The organism is Pseudomonas sp. OG7 (assembly GCF_014192825.1).
Taxonomy (GTDB): Bacteria; Pseudomonadota; Gammaproteobacteria; order Pseudomonadales; family Pseudomonadaceae; genus Aquipseudomonas; species Aquipseudomonas monteilii.
The window spans coordinates 189923-209407 of the sequence record NZ_JACHYK010000003.1; the positions used below are offsets into that span (position 1 = coordinate 189923).

The window sequence follows — 19485 nt, forward strand, 5'->3', positions numbered from 1 at the left end:
GCAGCTCAGGCCATCAACCCGCCCGGCGCAACAACCACACACCGGCCAAGGCACAAATGCCCGCCGGAATCACCACCGCCAGCAGCGGCGGGAAGCCAAACACCTGGCTAGATGGCCCCAGCAAGTCCTGGCCGATGCGGAACACGAAGCCCACCAGCACACCGGTGAACACGCGCTGCCCGAGGGTTACCGAGCGCAGCGGGCCGAAGATGAAGGAAATTGCCATCAGCACCAGTGCCGCAGTCACCATCGGCTGCAGTACCTTGGTCCAGAACGCCAGCCAGTAGCGGGCATTGTTCAAACCCTGGTCAGACAGGTAGTGGATGTAGTCCCACAGCCCGGTAATCGACAGCGATTCCGGCGCCAGGATCACGGTATTGAGCAGTTCTGGCGTGAGCGAAACGTCCCAGCGCTCTTGCGGCGTGCTGACGACTTCGGTGTGGTCACCACGGAAATAGGTGGTGCGCACGTCGGCGAGCAGCCAGTGGTCGTTCTGGTACTGGGCACGGCGGGCGAAGCTCGACGTGACGATCTTGCGCTCGTTGTCGAAGCGGTAACGGGTCACCCCCAGCAGGAGGCCGTTAGGCTGCACGGCGTTGATGTGCACGTACTCTTCACCCTGACGGTGCCACATACCGCGCTTGGAGCTTTGCGCCTCACCCCCGCCCTGGGCCAGCGAGCGGTCGGCCTGGGCCTTGTTCTCGGTCACCGGTGCCACGTATTCACCGATCAGCAGGCCGACCAGCATCAGTACCAGCATCGGCTTCATCACCGCCCAGACGATACGGCCGATGGAAACGCCGGCCGCACGCATGATGGTCAGCTCGCTGCTGCTGGCCAGGCTGCCCAGGCCGATCAGGCAGCCGATCAGTGCCGCCATCGGCAGCATTTCGTACAGCCGCCGCGGTGCGGTGAGCAGGACGAAGTTGCCAGCCTCCATCACCGTATAGGTATCACTCAGGTCGCTCATCTCATCGATGAAGGCGAACAGCGAAGCCAGGCCGAGGATGATCCCCAGCACAGCCAGGATGGCCAGCAGCACGCTCTGGCCGATATAGCGGTCGAGCTTAGCCATGGGCCACCTCCGCACGACGGGCAGCGCGCTTGAGGCGCAGCGGCTCCCAGTACATCAGCCCCAGGCCGATCAGCAGGAACAGACCGTGGACCCACCACATGCCCAGGCCGATCGGAAGTTTGCCCTTCTCGAGGGCACCGCGTACGGAAATCAGCATTGTCAGGTAGGCCATGTACAGAAGAATTGCCGGCAGCAGCTTGAGGAAGCGGCCCTGACGCGGGTTGACCCGGGACAGTGGCACCGCCAGCAGGGTGACGACGAACACCAGGATCGGCAGCGACAACCGCCATTGCAACTCGGCACGCTCACGCAGGCCCTTCTTGCCGATCAACTCGGAGGTAGGGATGGCTTCACGTTCGGTGACTTCCTCGCTGACTTCCGGCTTGGGCAGCAGCACGCCATAGGTGTCGTACTTGATGGCGCGGTAGTCGGCCTGGCCCGGGTTACCGTCGTAGCGGTAACCGTTTTCCAGCACCAGATAGCGGTTGCCGTCGGCCTGGATTTCCTGGTGACCCTTTTCCGCGACCAGCACCGACGGCGCGCGGTCCTTGGTTTTGTCCTGGTTGAAGCGCTTCTCGGAAATGAACACCCCGGCCAGGTTGATGCGGTCATCCGACAGCTGCTCGGTATAGGTGACCCGCGAGCCGTCACGCAACGTCTGGAAGCGGCCAGGCACCAGGGTGTCGAACTCGGTCAGCGCGTCTTGCTGGGCGATGATCTGCTGCACCTGGGCCACGCCCAGCGGTGCAAGGCTCAGGCTCAGCCAGGCCACCAGCAGGGCGACCAGGGCGGCCGGCACCATGGTCAGGCCCAACAGGCGCTGCTGGCTCATGCCGGTGGCCGACAACACGGTCATCTCGCTCTCCAGGTACAGGCGCCCGTAAGCCAGGAGAATACCGAGGAACAGCCCCAGCGGCAGGATCAATTGCAGGAAACCCGGCAACCGGAAGCCCATGATCAGGAACAGCACGCCCGGGTCGAGCACGCCCTGGGCAGCCTGGGCCAGGTACTTGATGAAGCGCCCGCTCATGATGATCACCAGCAGCACAGCGCTGACGGCGCTCAAGGTCACCAGGACCTCGCGGGACAGATAACGAAAGACGATCAAACCAGACACTCCTGGGTTGTCAGGGCGGACTGCCATGCAATGGCGCCAAACAATGACTTAGTACATCCAAGACCAATGCCGGTTCGCCAATGGCGAACCTCCATGTAAAGTGCGCGCATTATCCTGTGATTGACCGCCCCTGTCACTTGGCCGCGCATGAACGCGCATAACGGGGTTGTCAGCACGCTTGCCGCAGGCTCAAACTGGCAGCTTTTCCGCTGGCGCGCCACTAAGCGGCCAGGCCCGTCCAGAGCGCTGGCACACACAGCGCCATTCGTATCGATCATTCGGGGATCCTGACATGGAACTGGTTGTAAAAAGCGTAGCTGCTGCATCCGTAAAAACCGCCACACTGGTCATTCCGGTAGGTGAAAACCGCAAGCTCGGTGCTGTGGCCAAGGCTGTCGACCTGGCCAGCGAGGGTGCCATTAGCGCCGTGCTCAAGCGCGGCGACCTGGCCGGCAAGCCGGGCCAGACCCTGCTGCTGCAGAACCTTGCGGGCCTGAAGGCCGAGCGCGTGCTGCTGGTAGGCAGTGGCAAGGATGAAGCCCTGGGCGACCGCGCCTGGCGCAAGCTGGTTGCCAGCGTGGCCGGCGTACTCAAGGGCCTGAACGGTGCCGATGCAGTGCTGGCCCTGGACGATGTGGCGGTCAACAACCGCGACGCCCATTACGGTAAATACCGCCTGCTGGCCGAAACCCTGCTCGACGGCGAATACGTCTTCGACCGTTTCAAGAGCCAGAAGGCCGAGCCGCGCGCCCTGAAAAAGATCACCCTGTTGGCCGACAAGGCCGGCCAGGCCGAAGTCGAGCGTGCGGTCAAACACGCCAGCGCCATCGCCACCGGTATGGCTTTCACCCGCGACCTGGGCAACCTGCCGCCTAACCTCTGCCACCCAAGCTTCCTGGCAGAGCAGGCCAAGGACCTGGGCAAGGCGCACAAGGCGCTGAAGGTCGAGGTGCTGGACGAGAAGAAGATCAAGGACCTGGGCATGGGTGCGTTCTATGCCGTGGGCCAGGGCAGCGACCAGCCTCCACGCCTGATCGTGCTGAATTACCAGGGCGGCAAAAAGGCCGACAAGCCATTCGTGCTGGTCGGTAAAGGCATCACCTTCGACACCGGCGGCATCAGCCTCAAGCCAGGCGCCGGCATGGACGAAATGAAATACGACATGTGTGGCGCCGCCAGTGTGTTCGGAACCCTGCGTGCCGTGCTGGAACTGCAGCTGCCAATCAACCTCGTGTGCCTGCTGGCCTGCGCCGAAAACATGCCGAGCGGCGGTGCCACCCGCCCAGGTGACATCGTCACCACCATGAGCGGCCAGACCGTGGAAATTCTCAACACCGACGCCGAAGGCCGCCTGGTGCTGTGCGACACCCTGACCTACGCCGAGCGCTTCAAGCCGCAGGCGGTGATCGACATCGCCACCCTGACCGGCGCCTGCATCGTCGCCCTGGGCAGCCACACCTCCGGCCTGATGGGCAACAACGACGACCTGGTGGACCAGTTGCTCGACGCCGGCAAGCGCGCCGACGACCGTGCCTGGCAGCTGCCGCTGTTCGACGAATACCAGGAGCAGCTGGACAGCCCGTTCGCCGACATGGGCAACATCGGCGGGCCGAAGGCCGGCACCATCACCGCGGGTTGCTTCCTGTCGCGCTTCGCCAAGGCCTACAACTGGGCGCACATGGACATCGCCGGTACCGCCTGGGTCAGTGGCGGCAAGGACAAAGGCGCCACCGGCCGCCCAGTGCCTCTGCTGACCCAGTACCTGCTGGACCGCGCTGGCGCGTGACGCCGTGAGGCCGGTGGCGCCTTGTGCGCCACTGGCCGGCGATTCTCACCATGAGCAAAGTCGACTTCTACATCTTGCCCACCGACTCGCTGTCGGCGCGGCTGGATTTCGCCTGCAAGCTGTGCGAAAAGGCCTGGCGCCTCGGCCACCGGGTCTACCTGCACTGCCAGGACGCGGAACAGCGCAGCGAGCTGGACCAACGCTTGTGGCGCTTCAAGGGCGAGGCGTTCGTGCCCCACGACCTGGCCGAGGTGCATGCCGATGCCGGCGTGGCGTTGGGCTTGGCAGACAGCGCGGGCGAGCACCGCGACTTGCTGATCAACCTGGGCGCCAGCGTGCCGGGCTTTGTCGGCCAGTTCGAGCGGGTGGCCGAAATCGTGGTCGAGGAGCCTGGCATCCGCCAATCGGCCCGAGAGCGATTCCGTTTCTACCGCGAACAGGGCTATGCTCTGCAAGACCACCGCTTACAGCGACTTTGACGACGATGGACAAGCCCTCCCCTTTGCCCGACTCCGCCCATCTGCTCGATGACCTCGAGTCAATCCGCCAGCTGCTTGGCGACGCCGACCTGCAACCGCCGCTGCTGACCGAAACGGTGGAGCAGATTCCGTTGCTGCTTGACGAACCTGCCGGCAACCCTGCACCGGTTGCCGAACCGGTGGCTGCCGAACCCGAGGACGACCCGCAAACCCGCCGCCAGGACACCCTGCTGCACCTGGAGAGCGAACTGCGTGCGGCGGCGCAGATGATCATGCAGGACGTGATCAACGACTTCACCCCGCACATCGAGAACGAGATCAAGCGCCGGCTGGATGCGCGGATCGAGCGGTTGATCAAGCGTTCGGAGTAAGCCTGAATTTCGGCGGTGCCCGCGAAGCAGGCGCCGCCGCACTGCCAGATAGCAGCAGCTTGTCGCCTGCGGCCCCCACCTTGGTTATACTTCCCGGCTTTCCCGAATAAATGCACAGGGTCCCGCCGCGCATGGATAAGACCTACCAGCCGCACGCCATCGAAACTTCCTGGTACAACACCTGGGAGTCCGAGAACTATTTCGCCCCACAAGGTGCAGGCGAGTCCTACACCATCATGATCCCGCCGCCGAACGTGACCGGCAGCCTGCACATGGGCCATGGATTCAACAACGCGATCATGGACGCCCTGATCCGTTTCCGCCGCATGCAAGGCCGCGACACCCTGTGGCAGCCAGGCACCGACCACGCCGGTATCGCCACGCAGATGCTGGTCGAGCGCCAGCTCGAAGCCAAAGGCCAGAACCGTCATGACCTGGGCCGCGAGAAGTTCCTGGAAAAGGTCTGGGAATGGAAGGACCAGTCCGGTGGCAACATCAGCCGCCAGATCCGCCGCCTGGGCTCCTCGGTAGACTGGAGCCGCGAGCGCTTCACCATGGACGACGGCCTCTCCGAAGCCGTTAAAGAAGCGTTCGTGCGCCTGCATGAAGATGGCCTTATCTACCGTGGCAAGCGCCTGGTCAACTGGGATACCAAGCTGCACACGGCCATCTCTGACCTCGAAGTGGAAAACCACGACGAAAAAGGCCACCTGTGGAACCTGCGCTACCCGCTGGCCGACGGCGCCAAGACCGCCGAAGGCAACGACTACCTGGTGGTTGCCACCACCCGTCCGGAAACCCTGCTGGGTGACGCGGCCGTTGCGGTCAACCCGAACGACGAACGCTACCAGGCACTGATCGGCAAGTTCGTCGAACTGCCGCTGGTTGGTCGCCGCATCCCGATCATCGCCGACGACTACTGCGACCCAGCGTTTGGTACCGGCTGCGTGAAGATCACCCCGGCTCACGACTTCAACGACTACGAAGTCGGCAAGCGCCACAACCTGCCGCTGCTGAACATCTTCGACAAGAACGCCTTCGTGCTTGCCAGCGCCCAGGCCTTCAACCTCGACGGCAGCGTCAACGAGCAGGTTGATACCCGACTGCCTGCCCAATACGCCAACCTCGACCGCTTCGTCGCGCGCAAGCAGATCGTTGCCGACCTGGATGCCCAGGGCCTGCTGGTGAGCATCGACGACCACGCCCTGAAGGTGCCGAAAGGCGACCGTTCGGGCACCGTGATCGAGCCGTGGCTGACCGACCAGTGGTACGTCTCCACCAAGCCGCTGGCGGAACCTGCCATCGCCGCCGTGGAAGATGGCCGTATCCAGTTCGTGCCCAAGCAGTACGAGAACATGTACTTCTCCTGGATGCGTGACATCCAGGACTGGTGCATCAGCCGCCAGCTGTGGTGGGGCCACCGCATCCCGGCGTGGTACGACGAGGCCGGCCAGGTCTACGTTGGCCGCACCGAGGAAGAAGTGCGCGCCAAGCACAACCTGGGCGCCGACGTGGTCCTGCGCCAGGACGACGACGTGCTCGACACCTGGTTCAGTTCTGGCCTGTGGACCTTCTCCACCCTGGGCTGGCCGGAGCAGACCGAGTTCCTCAAGAAGTTCCACTCCACCGATGTGCTGGTAACCGGCTTCGACATCATCTTCTTCTGGGTTGCGCGCATGATCATGCTGACCATGCACCTGATCAAGAACGAGGACGGCACCCCGCAAGTACCTTTCAAGACCGTGTACGTGCACGGCCTGGTCCGTGACGGCCAAGGCCAGAAGATGTCCAAGTCCAAGGGCAACGTGCTGGACCCGCTGGACATCGTCGACGGCATCACCCTCGACGCCCTGCTGGAAAAACGCACCAGTGGCATGATGCAGCCCAAGCTGGCCGAGAAAATCGCCAAACAGACCAAGGCCGAGTTCCCTGAGGGTATCGCCAGCTACGGCACCGACGCCCTGCGCTTCACCTTCTGCTCGCTGGCCTCCACAGGCCGCGACATCAAGTTCGACATGGGCCGCGTCGAAGGCTACCGCAACTTCTGCAACAAGATCTGGAACGCCGCCCGCTACGTGCTGGACAAGGGCGAGGACTGTGGCCAGAACGGCGAAGCTTACGAATTGTCGCTGGCTGACCGCTGGATCATCTCGCAGCTGCAGCGCACCGAAGCCGAAGTGACCCGCCAGCTGGAGCAGTTCCGCTTCGACCTGGCCAGCCAGGCGCTGTACGAGTTCATCTGGAACCAGTACTGCGACTGGTACCTGGAGCTGTCCAAGCCGGTACTGTGGGATGAAAACGCCCCGGTCGAGCGCGCTCGTGGTACCCGCCGCACCCTGGTGCGCGTGCTGGAAGTGGCGCTGCGCCTGGCGCACCCGTTCATGCCGTTCATTACCGAAGAAATCTGGCAGCGCATCGCGCCGCTGGCCGGTATCGAAGGCAAGACCATCATGCTGCAGCCGTGGCCGGTGGCCAATGAGGCACGCATCGACGCCGCCGCTGAAGGTGACATCGAGTGGCTCAAGGAATTGATGGTCGGCCTGCGCAACATCCGCGCCGAAATGAACATCGGCCCAGGCAAGCCGCTGCCGCTGTTCCTGAAGAACGCCAACGCCGACGACCAACGCCGCCTGCTGGAAAACGAAGCGCTGCTGAAGAAGCTGGCCAAGGTGGAGTCGTTCACCGTGCTGGGCGATGCCGACGAAGCGCCGCTGTCGGCCACCGCCCTGGTCGGTGACCTGCAAGTGCTGGTGCCAATGGCCGGCCTGATCGACAAGGATGCCGAGCTGGCGCGCCTGAACAAGGAAATCCAGCGCCTGCAAGGCGAAGTGGCACGCGTGGGTGGCAAGCTGTCCAACGCCGCCTTCGTCGACAAGGCTCCGCCTGCGGTGATCGAGAAGGAACGTGCCAAGCTGGCCGAGTCTGAACAGGCCCTGGCCAACTTCACCGAGCAGCATGCGCGCATCGCTGCGCTGTAAACCTCGGTAAATTCATCGCGGGCAACCCCGCTCCTACAGGTCAACGTAGGAGCGGGCTTGCCCGCGATGCTTTTCAGGACTCCACCATGATCCAGAAACCTACCCTGCACCCGCGCAACCGCCACCAGGGCCGCTACGACTTCCCTAGCCTGATCAAGGCCCACCCGGACCTTGCCCGCTTCACCATCACCAATCCCCACGGCAAACCGAGCATCGACTTCGCCAACCCTGAAGCCGTGCGCGTGTTCAACCGTGCCCTGCTCAAGGCCCAGTACGGCATCCAGCACTGGGATATCCCCGCCGACTACCTGTGCCCGCCCATCCCCGGCCGCGCCGACTACATTCACGTGGCCGCCGATCTGCTGGCCGAAGACAACGCCGGCGAGGCGCCAAAGGGTGCCAAGGTGCATGCACTGGATATCGGTGTGGGTGCCAACTGCATCTACCCACTGCTTGGGCACAGCGACTACCGCTGGCGCTTCCTGGGCTCGGACATCGACCCCGTGGCCCTGGCATCGGCCAAGGCCATCGTGCAGGCCAATGGGTTGGGCAAGGCCATCACCCTGCGCCAACAGACCAATCGCACGCACATCCTCAGCGGCCTGCTGCAGGATGACGAACGCTTCGACCTGACCCTGTGCAACCCGCCCTTCCATGCCTCACGCGAAGAAGCCACCCGTGGCAGCCAGCGCAAATGGAAGAACCTGGGCAAGCAAGACCCCAAGCGCAAGCTGCCTGTGCTCAACTTCGGTGGCCAGAACAATGAACTGTGGTGCGAGGGCGGCGAAATCCGCTTTGTCACCCAACTGGTCGGCGAGAGCGTGCAGTACGCCGAGCGGGTGCTGTGGTTCACCAGCCTGGTGTCCAAGGCCAGTAACTTGCCGGGCATCGAGACCGCACTGAAGAAGGCAGGCGCCAAGGCCGTACGCATCATCGAAATGGGCCAGGGGCAGAAACAGAGCCGCATGGTCGCCTGGAGCTTCCTTGACGATGCCGCGCGCCAGGCCTGGCACGCCCAGCGTAAATCACAGGCATGAAAAAACCGCGCCCGGGCAAGCCGGGCGCGGTTTCGTCAACACGTCAACAATTACTTGTTGATGGCGTCGGTCAGCACTTTGGCTGGAACGAACTTGACGACTTTCTTGGCAGCGATTTCGATGGCAGCGCCAGTCGAAGGGTTGCGGCCGGTACGGGCAGGACGCTCGGAGACTTTCAGCTTGCCGATGCCTGGCAGGGTGATTTCAGCGCCGTTTTCCAGTTGGTCGGCAACGATCTGGCCCAGTTGCTCCAGAGCGTTCTTGGCGGTGGCTTTTGGCGCGGCGATCGATTCGGCGATGTCGGCAATCAGTTGGTCTTTGGTCAATGCCATGGTGGTGTTCCTTCCCTATCAAATTCGATGGTTATGCAGCGAACTACGACGTTATCGGGCCAGCCCCTGAAAGTGGAGGGCCGCGCCAATCGCGTATGTAGATACGTAAATCGGCGTTTGGTTCGACACGACGACAGCACGCTGCCAGCAATGCGCCACACGAGGGGCACAAGACCGCGCAAAACTACCACAGGAGCAGATAAATATCCGCTGCGCACTTCGATTTAATGCAGGTTTTTCGGGGGTTTTAGCTTAAAACGCACAAATTTGAACAAAAAACGAACAACCGACATATCTGCCAACATACGGCCACTGCATCACCTTGTGTCTAGGGTAAACTTGGCAACTTTTGCAGCTCGCCGAGAATCCCATGCCAATCCGTCATTGCATCGTTCACCTGATCGACAAAAAGCCTGATGGCAGCCCCGCGGTGCTGCATGCTCGCGACTCCGAACTGGCCGCCTCCGATGCCATCGAGAACCTGCTGGCCGACCTCAATGACAGCTATAACGCCAAGCAAGGCAAAGCCTGGGGCTTTTTCCACGGTGAGTCGGGCGCCTACCCGTTGAGCGGCTGGCTGAAGCAGTACCTGGACGAAGAAAAAGACTTTACCGCCTTCAGCCGCATTGCCGTGGAACACCTGCAAAAGCTGATGGAAGAGTCCAACCTGTCCACTGGCGGCCATATCCTGTTCGCCCATTACCAGCAAGGCATGACCGAATATCTGGCCATTGCGCTGCTGCACCACAGCGAAGGGGTAGCGGTGAACGCCGAACTCGACGTGATGCCCTCGCGCCACCTTGACCTTGGCCAGTTGCACCTGGCGGCACGCATCAACCTGTCGGAGTGGAAGAACAACCAGAACTCCAAGCAGTACATCTCGTTCATCAAGGGCAAGAACGGCAAGAAAGTGTCGGATTACTTCCGCGACTTCATCGGCTGCCAGGAAGGTGTAGATGGCCCAGGCGAAACCCGTACCCTGCTCAAAGCCTTCAGTGACTTCGTCGAGAGCGAAGACCTGCCGGAAGAGTCCGCCCGCGAAAAGACCCAGACCCTGGTCGAGTACGCCACCACCCAGACCAAACTGGGCGAGCCGGTAACGCTGGAAGAGCTGTCCAGCCTGATCGACGAAGACCGGCCCAAAGCGTTCTACGACCACATCCGCAACAAGGACTATGGCCTGTCGCCAGAAATCCCGGCGGACAAGCGCACCCTCAACCAGTTCCGCCGCTTCACCGGGCGTGCCGAGGGGCTGTCGATCAGCTTCGAGGCACACTTGCTGGGCGACAAAGTGGAGTATGACGAGGCGGCAGGCACCCTGATCATCAAGGGGCTGCCGACAACGCTGGTGGATCAGTTGAAGCGGCGCAAGGACTAATCCCCTCAAAGCCGGTAAAGGAGGCCACCAGCGCCTCCTTTGCCGATTTGCGCAGCCGCTTTACCAGCCGCTCCTGACGCAAAGCCTCGCCTTTATCCGGCCATTGCTCCACATACACCAGCGCCTGGGCTGGACTGGTCTTGAAGTAGCGGGCGCCCTGCCCCTTCTGGTGCGCCGCAAAACGCCGCTGAGGGTCATCGCTGATGCCGCAGTACAGCGAGCCGTTGGCGGTCCTTACCAGGTAGACATACCAGGGTTTGCCAACAACGGATTCGACGGTTTCACTCACCTTGGGCCTGCTGGAATGCGCGCAATCCCTTGAATGCCTGCAGGCGAACCTTGTTCTGCACCAGCGGCGACCAGCCCAGCAATACGCCAGGCATACCCAAGGCCTGCCGCGACCAACGCCACAGGTCGAAGGTGTCGTCATGCTGGCAGATCAGCCCATCACGAATGACAAAACGCGCCTGGATGTCGTTGACCACAACACGGTCGGTCTGGGTGAACAGGTAGGTGGCCACCCAGTGCGCGCCGCCACTGCGCTCATCGGCGCGGACGCTGTCGAACGTCAGGGTAAAGTTCTTGGCGCGGCGGGTGAGCATACGCCACATATCACCTGCATCCTTGCCGCGCAGGGTGCCGAAAACCGGGTCGCTGAAAACGATATCGTCGCTGTAGCAGGCCACCATCGCCTCGGCGTCCAGGCGCTGGAAGGCCTGGTAGAAGCGGGTGATCAGGTCGCGGTTGGCGTCGCTCATGGGGGCAGGTCCGTCCTGGGGTTCAAAGCAGCACGATAATCTGCCCCGATAGCTTATGCCAGTACCCGCGAAGAGGCCGGCACTGCCATCACCCGTCTCAGACTTTTTCGCTGGTCACCTGCACATGCAACGCCCGCCCGGCACCCAGCCCGAACACGATGGCACCAATACCCAATACCGCAAAAATCCACCCCAGCGCGGCCCAGCCCCCGGTAAGGTCATGCACCAGCCCCACCGCAAACGGCCCCATCGACGCCAAGGTGTAACCCACGCCCTGCGCCATGCTCGACAGGTTCGCCGCTACATGGGCGTCTTTCGAACGCAGCACAATCAGGGTCAGCGCCAGGGCAAAAGTACCGCCCTGCCCCAGGCCCAGCACCACGGCCCATCCCCACAGCCCCGAAACCGGCGCATACAGGCAACCGAACAGGCCCGCCAGGGTAATCAACATGACCAGCACGATCGCCAGGCGTTGGTCCTTGCCACGGGTGGCTAGCCAGGGCGCACTCAGCGAGCTGACCAGCTGCACGATCACCGACCCCGACAGCACCAGCCCTGCCTCGGTCGGGCTCAGGCCACGGCCTATCAGGATCGATGGCAACCAACCGAACACGATGTAAGCCAGCGATGACTGCAAGCCCATGTACAAGGTCACCTGCCAGGCCAGCGGATCGCGCCACAGGCCCCGTACACGATAAGCCACCTTGTGCAGGCCATGCCCCTGGCGGGCCTGTGGCAGCCACACCAGCATCGCCAGCAAGGCCGGCAATACCCAGAAGCCCAGCCCAAGTGCCCAACTACCGCCAAAATGCTGGGCCAACGGTACGGTAGCCCCCGCCGCCATGGCGGCGCCCAGGCACAACGCCATGGTGTACACACCGGTCAGCGTGCCGGCGTGCTGCGGGAAGTCGCGCTTGACGATACCCGGCAGCAGCACGCCGATAATGCCAATGCTCGCCCCCGCCATCAGGCTGCCGAGGAACACGCCAACGGGGCCGAAGGCGCTTCGCACCCCGATACCCAGCGCCAACGTGACAAGAATGCCGAGGATCACCCGCTCACTGCCAAAACGCCGCGCCAGCAAGGGTGCCAGCGGCGCGAACAGCCCCAGGCACAGCACCGGCAAGGTGGTCAGCAAGCCGGCCTGCGAGGCACTCAGCCCCAGCCCTTCAGACACCAGCCCCAGCACCGGCGCCATGCTCGACAACGCCGGGCGCAGGTTCAAGGCTACCAGCACCAGGCCCAGCAGCAACAGCCAGGGCCGCCGCAACACTACAGGCTGCTGCTGCACCTGCTCGTCGTCAGCCTCGGCATCGATCAGCAGCTCATCGAGGTCCCGCTCGTTCGGCGGGGTATTGCGGGTGATGGATTCAGCCATGGCCTTCTCGGTGTCAGGATTCGATGAGGGTGCGGCTGAGGCGCTTGGCCCGCTCCGCGTCGCGTTGTTCGATGGCTTCGAGGATCTGGCCGTGCAGGTCGAACGTGGCCTGACACCGCGGAACAGTCGCCATGTTGCGTTGCAGCGCGGCAGCCACCACCCCGGAAAAGTAGCGATACAGCTCGCTTAACGCCGGGTTGTGGGCGGCATCGACCAACCGCTGGTGGAACACCAGGTCGCAGGCCACATAAGCATCGACATCCCCGTGAAAGTGCCCGGCGCTGCTGGCCAGCGCATCGCGTAGCGCCTGCAGATCGGCATCGGTACGGCGCAGCGCCGCCAAGCCGATGGCTTCGGCTTCGAGGATGTGACGGGTTTCCCGGGCCTGCTCAGCACTGCAGCGAGACATCGCCTGCACCGCCTGCAGCGGATCCTGGGCCGTGCGCAGGTAACTACCGTCACCTTGGCGAATTTCCACCAGGCCACTGAACGCCAGCACACGCATGGCTTCGCGCACGGTATTGCGGCTGATGCCCAGTTGCAGGGCCAACTCCGGCTCGGTAGGCAGTCGCTGGCCGACCTGCCAGTCGCCCAGCACGATGCGCTCACGCATGCGATCCACAGCAAGCTCAACCAGGGAACGCTTGGTCAGCTCAGTATTCATTGCACTCAACCAATCATCCGATGAATTTGCACAAGCTTACTGGAGGCCGGTCTACGCCGCAAACCACCTGACATTTCTGCCAGTTGTGAACAACCCACGTTGTTGCAACGCTCGCAGTGTACTTTCAAGGGCGTCCTGACATGCGACTCACTAGCCTGCTGCTATTGCTGCTTCTGGCCATACTCCCGGGTTGCGAACCGACCCGACACCCAAGCCGCCCCAAGGCCTTGTTAATCGGTCTCGATGGTGTGCAGCTTGAGCGCTACCTGCAATTGGGCGACGCGACCAACCTCAGCCAGCGGCTGTATTACGGCAAGGCCTATACGGGTGGCATCAACGGCAAGGCCAGCGAGCAACCGACCTTGTGCGGCCCGGGATGGGTCACGTTGCTGACGGGTGTCTGGAGCAACAAGCACGGGGTCAGCAACAATGCCGAGTCATTGCGGGTAGACCCGTCGTTTCCCAGCCTGTTCAAACGACTGCGACTGGCCATGCCGAATGCCTACCTGTCCAGCGTGGTCGGCTGGTCACCGCTGAACACGGCCTACCTGCTGGAGGACGCCCATGGCGCCGATGTGCGTGAGAGTGGTTTATCAGATGCACGCGTCATCGAGCGAACGCTGCAGATCCTGGACAATACACCCGCCGACTTTACCTTCATTCAACTGGATGAAGCAGACCAGACTGGCCACGACAGCGGCTTTGGCGAACGCTATCAACAGTCGTTGCGCACGCTCGACAGCCAGATCGGCCATTTGCTGGACAAGGTCGATGAGCGCCAGCGCCTGAACCCGCAGGAAGACTGGCTGGTGATCGTCAGCACGGACCATGGGCGGGATTACTGGGGCAAAGCGCATGGCGGTATGTCGGAGCAGGAAAAAACCATCTTCATTGCCAGCAACAAGCCGTTGAACCAGGAACTTTCGCAACCCGGCATTCCAGCGGAAAACCCTGGGCCGAACCACCTGTACAGCCTGCCTGCGCAAACCTCGGTCGCCCCCACCGTGTTACGTCACATGGGCCTGAAACTGCTGCCGGAATGGCTACTGGATGGCACACCCTTGCTGGGTGATACCGGCGTGCGCAAGGTACGGGTCGACGAAACCAAAGGGCGGGTACGCTGGAACAGCAATGCTCCCGGCTACCTGACGATACTCAAGAACGGGCATGTGGTTGCGCAAGTACCGGCCAAGGACGGGCAATGGACCGACCCCGAAGGCATGGGGCAGGAGAACGACTATGTGCTAGTGCTCGATGGCACACCAGCGGCGGTGCGTAACCGTCCGGCTGGCAAAGCATTTGTCATAGAAGAAAGCAGTTATTAAGCCGGGCGCGCTCTTAATAAAGGCGCGCCCGACAATGCTTCAGTTCAACGCATCGAGCAACGCCTGGTTCATCTCTGGCGTACCGATGGTAATGCGCAGGAACTGGGCAATGCGTGCCTGCTTGAAGTGACGCACGATCACGCCCTGCTCCCGCAGTCGGGCAGCCAGTTCGGCGGCATCCTGTTGCGGGTGGCGGGCGAAGATGAAGTTGGCGGCCGAAGGCAACACTTCAAAGCCCTTGGCTTGCAACTGCCCGACCAACGCTTCGCGGCTGTCGATCACTTTACGGCAGGTTTCTTCGAAGTACTCACGGTCTTCGAACGCCACCGCTGCGCCCACGATCGCCGCTCGGTCCAGCGGGTAGGAGTTGAAGCTGTTCTTGATCCGCTCCAGTGCCTCGATCAGGTCCGGATGCCCCACCGCCAGACCAACCCGCAGGCCAGCCAGCGAGCGCGACTTCGACAGCGTCTGGGTGACCAGCAGGTTGTCGTAGCGGTCCACCAGGCTGATGGCCGTCTCGCCACCGAAATCGATGTAAGCCTCATCCACCACCACCACCGAGTCACGGTTGGCCTGCAGCAACTGCTCCACTGCCTGCAGCGGCATCAGGCAACCTGTCGGCGCGTTGGGGTTGGGGAAGATGATGCCGGCGTTGGGCTTGTTGTAGTCCTCGATGCGGATCTGGAACTGCTCGTCCAGCGCCACCTGCTCGAAGGCAATACCGTAGAGACCACAGTAGACCGGGTAGAAGCTGTAGCTGATGTCCGGGAACAACAGCGGTGCATCGTGCTGGAACAGGCCGTGGAAGATGTGCGCCAACACCTCATCCGAGCCGTTGCCGACAAACACTTGCGCCGGGGTTACGCCGTAATAGTCGGCCACCGCTTGCTTGAGGCGGTCACCGTTCGGGTCCGGGTAAAGGCGCAGGTTATCGTTCAACTCACCGCGCATGGCCTCCAGCGCCTTGGGCGATGGGCCATAGGGGTTTTCGTTGGTGTTGAGCTTGACCAGACGGGCCAGCTTGGGCTGCTCGCCCGGCACGTAAGGCACCAGGTCCTTGACGAAGGGGCTCCAGAATCGACTCATGCTCAGTTCCCCTTCTCTTGGGTCAGGATACGGTATTCAGCGCTGCGGGCGTGGGCGGTCAGCGACTCGCCACGGGCCAGGACCGACGCGGTGTGCCCCAGCTCGGAGGCACCCTGCTCGGAGCAGAAGATGATCGACGAACGCTTCTGGAAGTCATACACCCCCAGCGGCGACGAGAAACGTGCGGTGCCGGAGGTCGGCAACACGTGGTTGGGGCCGGCACAGTAATCGCCCAGCGCTTCGCTGGTGTGGCGGCCCATGAAGATCGCCCCAGCGTGGCGAATGTGCGGCAACCAGGCTTGCGGGTCGGCCACCGACAGTTCCAGGTGTTCCGGTGCAATACGGTTGGCCACGTCCATCGCCTGTTGCATGTCACGCACCTGAATCAGTGCACCACGGCCGTTGATCGACTTCTCGATGATTTCGGCACGCTCCATGGTCGGCATCAGCTTGTCGATGCTGGCGGCAACGCGGTCGAGGAAGGCGGCATCCGGGCTGACCAGAATGGCCTGGGCGTCTTCGTCGTGCTCGGCCTGGGAGAACAGGTCCATGGCGATCCAGTCCGGGTCGGTCTGGCCGTCGCACACCACGAGGATTTCCGACGGGCCGGCGATCATGTCGATGCCCACCTGGCCGAACACATGGCGCTTGGCAGTAGCAACGTAGATGTTGCCTGGGCCGACGATCTTGTCCACCTGCGGCACGCTTTCGGTGCCGTAGGCCAACGCGGCAACAGCCTGGGCACCACCGACGGTGAACACACGGTCGACACCGGCAATGCACGCGGCCGCCAGCACCAGCTCGTTGACCTCACCACGCGGGGTCGGTACCACCATGACCACTTCGGCCACGCCGGCAACCTTGGCCGGGATGGCGTTCATCAACACCGACGACGGGTACGACGCCTTGCCGCCCGGCACATACAGGCCAGCACGGTCCAGTGGGGTAACCTTCTGGCCAAGCACAGTGCCGTCGGCCTCGGTGTACTGCCAGGAATCCTGCTTCTGCCGCTCGTGGTACATGCGCACGCGATTGGCGGCTGTTTCCAGGGCTTCGCGCTGGGCCGGGGTGATGCGGGTCAGCGCCAGCTCCAGGCGTTCACGATTGAGGATCAGGTCGTCAATCGACTTGGCATCTACGCCATCGAAACGCTGGGTGAATTCAACCAGCGCCGCATCACCGCGCTCACGCACGGCCTTGATGATGTCGAGCACGCGCTGATTGACCGCGTCATCGGACACACTTTCCCAGCTCAGCAGATGATCCAGATGTCGGGCGAAATCCGGATCAGCGGCGTTGAGACGGGCAATTGCAGTGGACACGGTCATGGCGAGGGCCTCGATTATTAGCGAATGCTCAGGCGCCCTAGGCTACCAGTCCATCCGCGCGGGCACCCGAGAAAAATGGCTATGACGCGGATAGACGGGCGCGACAGCGAAGGCCGCGCGCAGGAGTCAGCCGCGGTGTCGCGATTCGACCGCTTGACGAAGCGTGTCGATCAGGCTCTGGATACGGGCGTGCTGCATTTTCATGGAGGCCTTGTTGACCACCAGGCGCGAGCTGATCGTGGCGATCAGTTCCTGGGGCTCCAGGCCGTTGGCACGCAGGGTGTTGCCGGTGTCGACCACGTCGATGATCTTGTCGGCGAGGTTGATCAGCGGTGCCAGCTCCATCGAGCCATATAGCTTGATGATGTCGACCTGACGCCCCTGCTCGGCGTAGTAACGCTTGGCTACGTTGACGAACTTGGTGGCCACGCGCAGGCGGCCCTTGGGCTCAGGCGCGCCAACCGCGCCAGCCGTCATCAGCTTGCACTGGGCAATCTGCAGGTCCAGAGGCTCATACAGGCCCTGGCCGCCGTACTCCATCAGCACGTCCTTGCCGGCCACACCCAGGTCGGCGGCACCATGCTCGACATAGGTCGGCACGTCGGTAGCACGCACGATCAGCAGGCGCACGTCGTCCTGCGTGGTGGGGATGATCAGTTTGCGGCTCTTGTCCGGGTTCTCGGTCGGCACGATACCGGCCTCGGCCAGCAACGGCAGGGTATCGTCGAGAATACGGCCTTTGGAAAGCGCGATGGTCAACATTGGAACGTCGGTCCTTAAGCGGCTGCTGCCGGCCAGGTCATCGACCTGGCCGCATTCAATTCAAAGGGTGCGTCCATGCACCTTCGGGCTACTAGCCCGGTACGCGGCGGATTTTCGCGCCGAGCATCTGCAGTTTCTCTTCGATGCACTCGTAACCACGGTCGATGTGGTAGATGCGATCGATCAGGGTATCGCCTTCGGCAACCAGCGCCGACAGCACCAGGCTGGCGGACGCACGCAGGTCGGTGGCCATGACCGGGGCACCCTTCAGCGCTTTTACGCCAGTGACGATGGCAGTGTTGCCTTCGACCTGGATCTGCGCGCCCATGCGGTGCATTTCGTAAACATGCATGAAACGGTTTTCGAAGATGGTCTCGATCACTGCGCCCGTGCCTTCGGCAATGGCGTTCAGCGAGATGAACTGCGCCTGCATGTCGGTCGGGAACGCCGGGTACGGAGCGGTACGCAGGTTGACGGCTTTCGGCCGCTTGCCGTGCATGTCCAGCTCGATCCAGTCTTCGCCGGTGTTGATGTCGGCGCCGGCTTCCTTGAGTTTTTCCAGTACGGCTTCAAGGATGGTCGGGTCGGTGTCCTTGACCTTGACACGGCCGCCAGTCACGGCAGCAGCGACCAGGTAGGTACCGGTCTCGATGCGGTCCGGCATCACGCGGTAGTTGGCCGAGTGCAGGCGCTCGACGCCATCGATGGTGATGGTGTCGGTGCCAGCGCCCTGGACGTTGCCACCCATGGCATTGATGAAGTTGGCCAGGTCGACCACTTCCGGCTCACGCGCGGCGTTCTGCAGCACGCTGCGGCCTTTGGCCAGGGCAGCGGCCATCATGATGTTTTCGGTACCGGTCACGCTGACGGTGTCGAAGAAGAAGTGCGCACCGCGCAGGCCACCCTCAGGCGCCTTGGCCTTGATGTAGCCGCCTTCCACTTCGATTTTCGCGCCCATGGCTTCGAGGCCACGGATGTGCAGGTCGACCGGGCGTGAGCCAATGGCGCAACCGCCAGGCAGGGCCACTTCGGCTTCGCCGAAACGGGCAACCATCGGGCCCAGCACCAGGATCGAGGCGCGCATGGTCTTGACCAGCTCGTAAGGCGCGACCAGGGTCTTGATGGTGCGTGGGTCGATCTCCACCGCCAGCTTTTCGTCGATCACAGGCTCGATGCCCATGCGGCCGAACAGCTCGATCATGGTGGTGATGTCGTGCAGGTGCGGCAGGTTGCCCACGGTGACCGGGCCGTCAGCCAGCAGGGTAGCCGCCAGAATTGGCAGGGCTGCGTTCTTCGCACCCGAAATGCGGATCTCGCCGTCAAGGCGAGCGCCGCCAGTAATAATCAGTTTGTCCATTGGAATCTCGCCGCCAAGTTGGCTCAGGTGCGCTCAGCCCAGGCTGCGCTGCTGAAAAATTTCATGGTTACCGCATGGATGCTGCCATTGGCAATCCACGGATTCAGGTGAGCATAGATCGCCTGCTGGCGTTTGACCGGGCTCAGGCCAGCCAACTCGTCGCTGATCACGTTCAACTGGAAGTTGCAGCCTTCGCCTTCAACTTCGACCCGGGAACCCGGCAATTTCTCTTCAAGGAAGCTTTTAACTTCTACGGCCTGCATGCTCAACCTCA

At 62.6% G+C, this 19485-nt stretch carries 19 protein-coding genes; 7 read left to right on the forward strand and 12 right to left on the reverse strand.

Features of this window, described 5'->3' with window-relative positions; translation table 11 throughout:
- Positions 1 to 13 precede the first annotated feature (13 nt).
- Positions 14 to 1075: an LPS export ABC transporter permease LptG gene (lptG, locus tag FHW75_RS08995; protein ID WP_183673521.1), complete on the reverse strand. Its 1062-nt coding sequence runs from the start codon at positions 1073 to 1075 to the stop codon at positions 14 to 16.
- On the reverse strand, positions 1068 to 2183 hold the full coding sequence (gene lptF / locus FHW75_RS09000; protein ID WP_016713115.1) for an LPS export ABC transporter permease LptF: 1116 nt from the start codon (positions 2181 to 2183) through the stop codon (positions 1068 to 1070). Before lptF ends, lptG begins: the two co-directional genes overlap by 8 nt.
- 301 nt (positions 2184 to 2484) lie before the next feature.
- Between lptF and FHW75_RS09005 the strand changes: the two genes are divergently transcribed.
- The 5 genes from FHW75_RS09005 to rlmF all read left to right on the forward strand — a co-directional run bounded on the left by FHW75_RS09005 (position 2485) and on the right by rlmF (position 8843).
- On the forward strand, positions 2485 to 3978 hold the full coding sequence (locus tag FHW75_RS09005) for a leucyl aminopeptidase (protein WP_159265906.1): 1494 nt from the start codon (positions 2485 to 2487) through the stop codon (positions 3976 to 3978).
- A 50-nt stretch (positions 3979 to 4028) separates the two neighbouring features.
- Positions 4029 to 4457 (forward strand): DNA polymerase III subunit chi, encoded by a 429-nt coding sequence (locus tag FHW75_RS09010; RefSeq protein ID WP_019098191.1) that lies wholly within the window; start codon positions 4029 to 4031, stop codon positions 4455 to 4457.
- Between the two features lie 5 nt (positions 4458 to 4462).
- Positions 4463 to 4828 carry a hypothetical protein gene (locus tag FHW75_RS09015; protein ID WP_016713119.1) on the forward strand — a complete coding sequence of 122 codons (366 nt, stop codon included), beginning with the start codon at positions 4463 to 4465 and terminating at the stop codon, positions 4826 to 4828.
- A 131-nt stretch (positions 4829 to 4959) separates the two neighbouring features.
- Positions 4960 to 7806 (forward strand): valine--tRNA ligase, encoded by a 2847-nt coding sequence (locus tag FHW75_RS09020; RefSeq protein ID WP_183673523.1) that lies wholly within the window; start codon positions 4960 to 4962, stop codon positions 7804 to 7806.
- A gap of 86 nt (positions 7807 to 7892) precedes the next feature.
- Positions 7893 to 8843, forward strand: a complete 951-nt coding sequence (gene rlmF / locus FHW75_RS09025; protein WP_019098189.1) for a 23S rRNA (adenine(1618)-N(6))-methyltransferase RlmF — start codon at positions 7893 to 7895, stop codon at positions 8841 to 8843.
- A gap of 50 nt (positions 8844 to 8893) precedes the next feature.
- On the opposite strand, the gene FHW75_RS09030 is transcribed toward rlmF, so the two are convergent.
- Positions 8894 to 9175, reverse strand: coding sequence for an HU family DNA-binding protein (locus tag FHW75_RS09030; protein WP_003255106.1), 282 nt, complete (start codon positions 9173 to 9175; stop codon positions 8894 to 8896).
- 370 nt (positions 9176 to 9545) lie between these two features.
- On the opposite strand from FHW75_RS09030, the gene yejK reads away from it, so the two are divergent.
- Positions 9546 to 10553 (forward strand): nucleoid-associated protein YejK, encoded by a 1008-nt coding sequence (yejK, locus tag FHW75_RS09035; RefSeq protein WP_019098188.1) that lies wholly within the window; start codon positions 9546 to 9548, stop codon positions 10551 to 10553.
- On the opposite strand, the gene FHW75_RS09040 is transcribed toward yejK, so the two are convergent.
- The 4 genes from FHW75_RS09040 to FHW75_RS09055 form a co-directional block, all read right to left on the reverse strand.
- Positions 10501 to 10842, reverse strand: coding sequence for a GIY-YIG nuclease family protein (locus FHW75_RS09040; RefSeq protein ID WP_080587368.1), 342 nt, complete (start codon positions 10840 to 10842; stop codon positions 10501 to 10503). The genes yejK and FHW75_RS09040 overlap by 53 nt on opposite strands.
- Positions 10835 to 11311 carry a nuclear transport factor 2 family protein gene (locus tag FHW75_RS09045; protein WP_016713123.1) on the reverse strand — a complete coding sequence of 159 codons (477 nt, stop codon included), beginning with the start codon at positions 11309 to 11311 and terminating at the stop codon, positions 10835 to 10837. The genes FHW75_RS09040 and FHW75_RS09045 overlap by 8 nt, the downstream gene beginning before the upstream one ends.
- A gap of 97 nt (positions 11312 to 11408) precedes the next feature.
- Positions 11409 to 12689, reverse strand: coding sequence for an MFS transporter (locus tag FHW75_RS09050; RefSeq protein ID WP_025753780.1), 1281 nt, complete (start codon positions 12687 to 12689; stop codon positions 11409 to 11411).
- A 13-nt stretch (positions 12690 to 12702) separates the two neighbouring features.
- Positions 12703 to 13353 (reverse strand): FadR/GntR family transcriptional regulator, encoded by a 651-nt coding sequence (locus tag FHW75_RS09055; RefSeq protein ID WP_019099462.1) that lies wholly within the window; start codon positions 13351 to 13353, stop codon positions 12703 to 12705.
- A gap of 140 nt (positions 13354 to 13493) precedes the next feature.
- Between FHW75_RS09055 and FHW75_RS09060 the strand changes: the two genes are divergently transcribed.
- Positions 13494 to 14678: an alkaline phosphatase family protein gene (locus FHW75_RS09060; RefSeq protein WP_026020500.1), complete on the forward strand. Its 1185-nt coding sequence runs from the start codon at positions 13494 to 13496 to the stop codon at positions 14676 to 14678.
- A gap of 39 nt (positions 14679 to 14717) precedes the next feature.
- On the opposite strand, the gene hisC is transcribed toward FHW75_RS09060, so the two are convergent.
- The 5 genes from hisC to FHW75_RS09085 form a co-directional block, all read right to left on the reverse strand.
- Positions 14718 to 15764 carry a histidinol-phosphate transaminase gene (gene hisC / locus FHW75_RS09065; protein WP_016713127.1) on the reverse strand — a complete coding sequence of 349 codons (1047 nt, stop codon included), beginning with the start codon at positions 15762 to 15764 and terminating at the stop codon, positions 14718 to 14720.
- 2 nt (positions 15765 to 15766) lie between these two features.
- The gene (gene hisD / locus FHW75_RS09070; protein ID WP_025753782.1) at positions 15767 to 17092 is read right to left on the reverse strand and encodes a histidinol dehydrogenase; all 1326 of its coding nucleotides are present in this window, start codon (positions 17090 to 17092) and stop codon (positions 15767 to 15769) included.
- Positions 17093 to 17218: 126 nt separating this feature from the next.
- On the reverse strand, positions 17219 to 17854 hold the full coding sequence (gene hisG / locus FHW75_RS09075; RefSeq protein WP_016713129.1) for an ATP phosphoribosyltransferase: 636 nt from the start codon (positions 17852 to 17854) through the stop codon (positions 17219 to 17221).
- Between the two features lie 91 nt (positions 17855 to 17945).
- Complete coding sequence (gene murA / locus FHW75_RS09080; RefSeq protein WP_016713130.1) at positions 17946 to 19211, reverse strand: UDP-N-acetylglucosamine 1-carboxyvinyltransferase; 1266 nt, start codon at positions 19209 to 19211, stop codon at positions 17946 to 17948.
- 23 nt (positions 19212 to 19234) lie between these two features.
- On the reverse strand, positions 19235 to 19474 hold the full coding sequence (locus tag FHW75_RS09085; RefSeq protein ID WP_003255121.1) for a BolA family protein: 240 nt from the start codon (positions 19472 to 19474) through the stop codon (positions 19235 to 19237).
- Positions 19475 to 19485 lie beyond the last annotated feature (11 nt).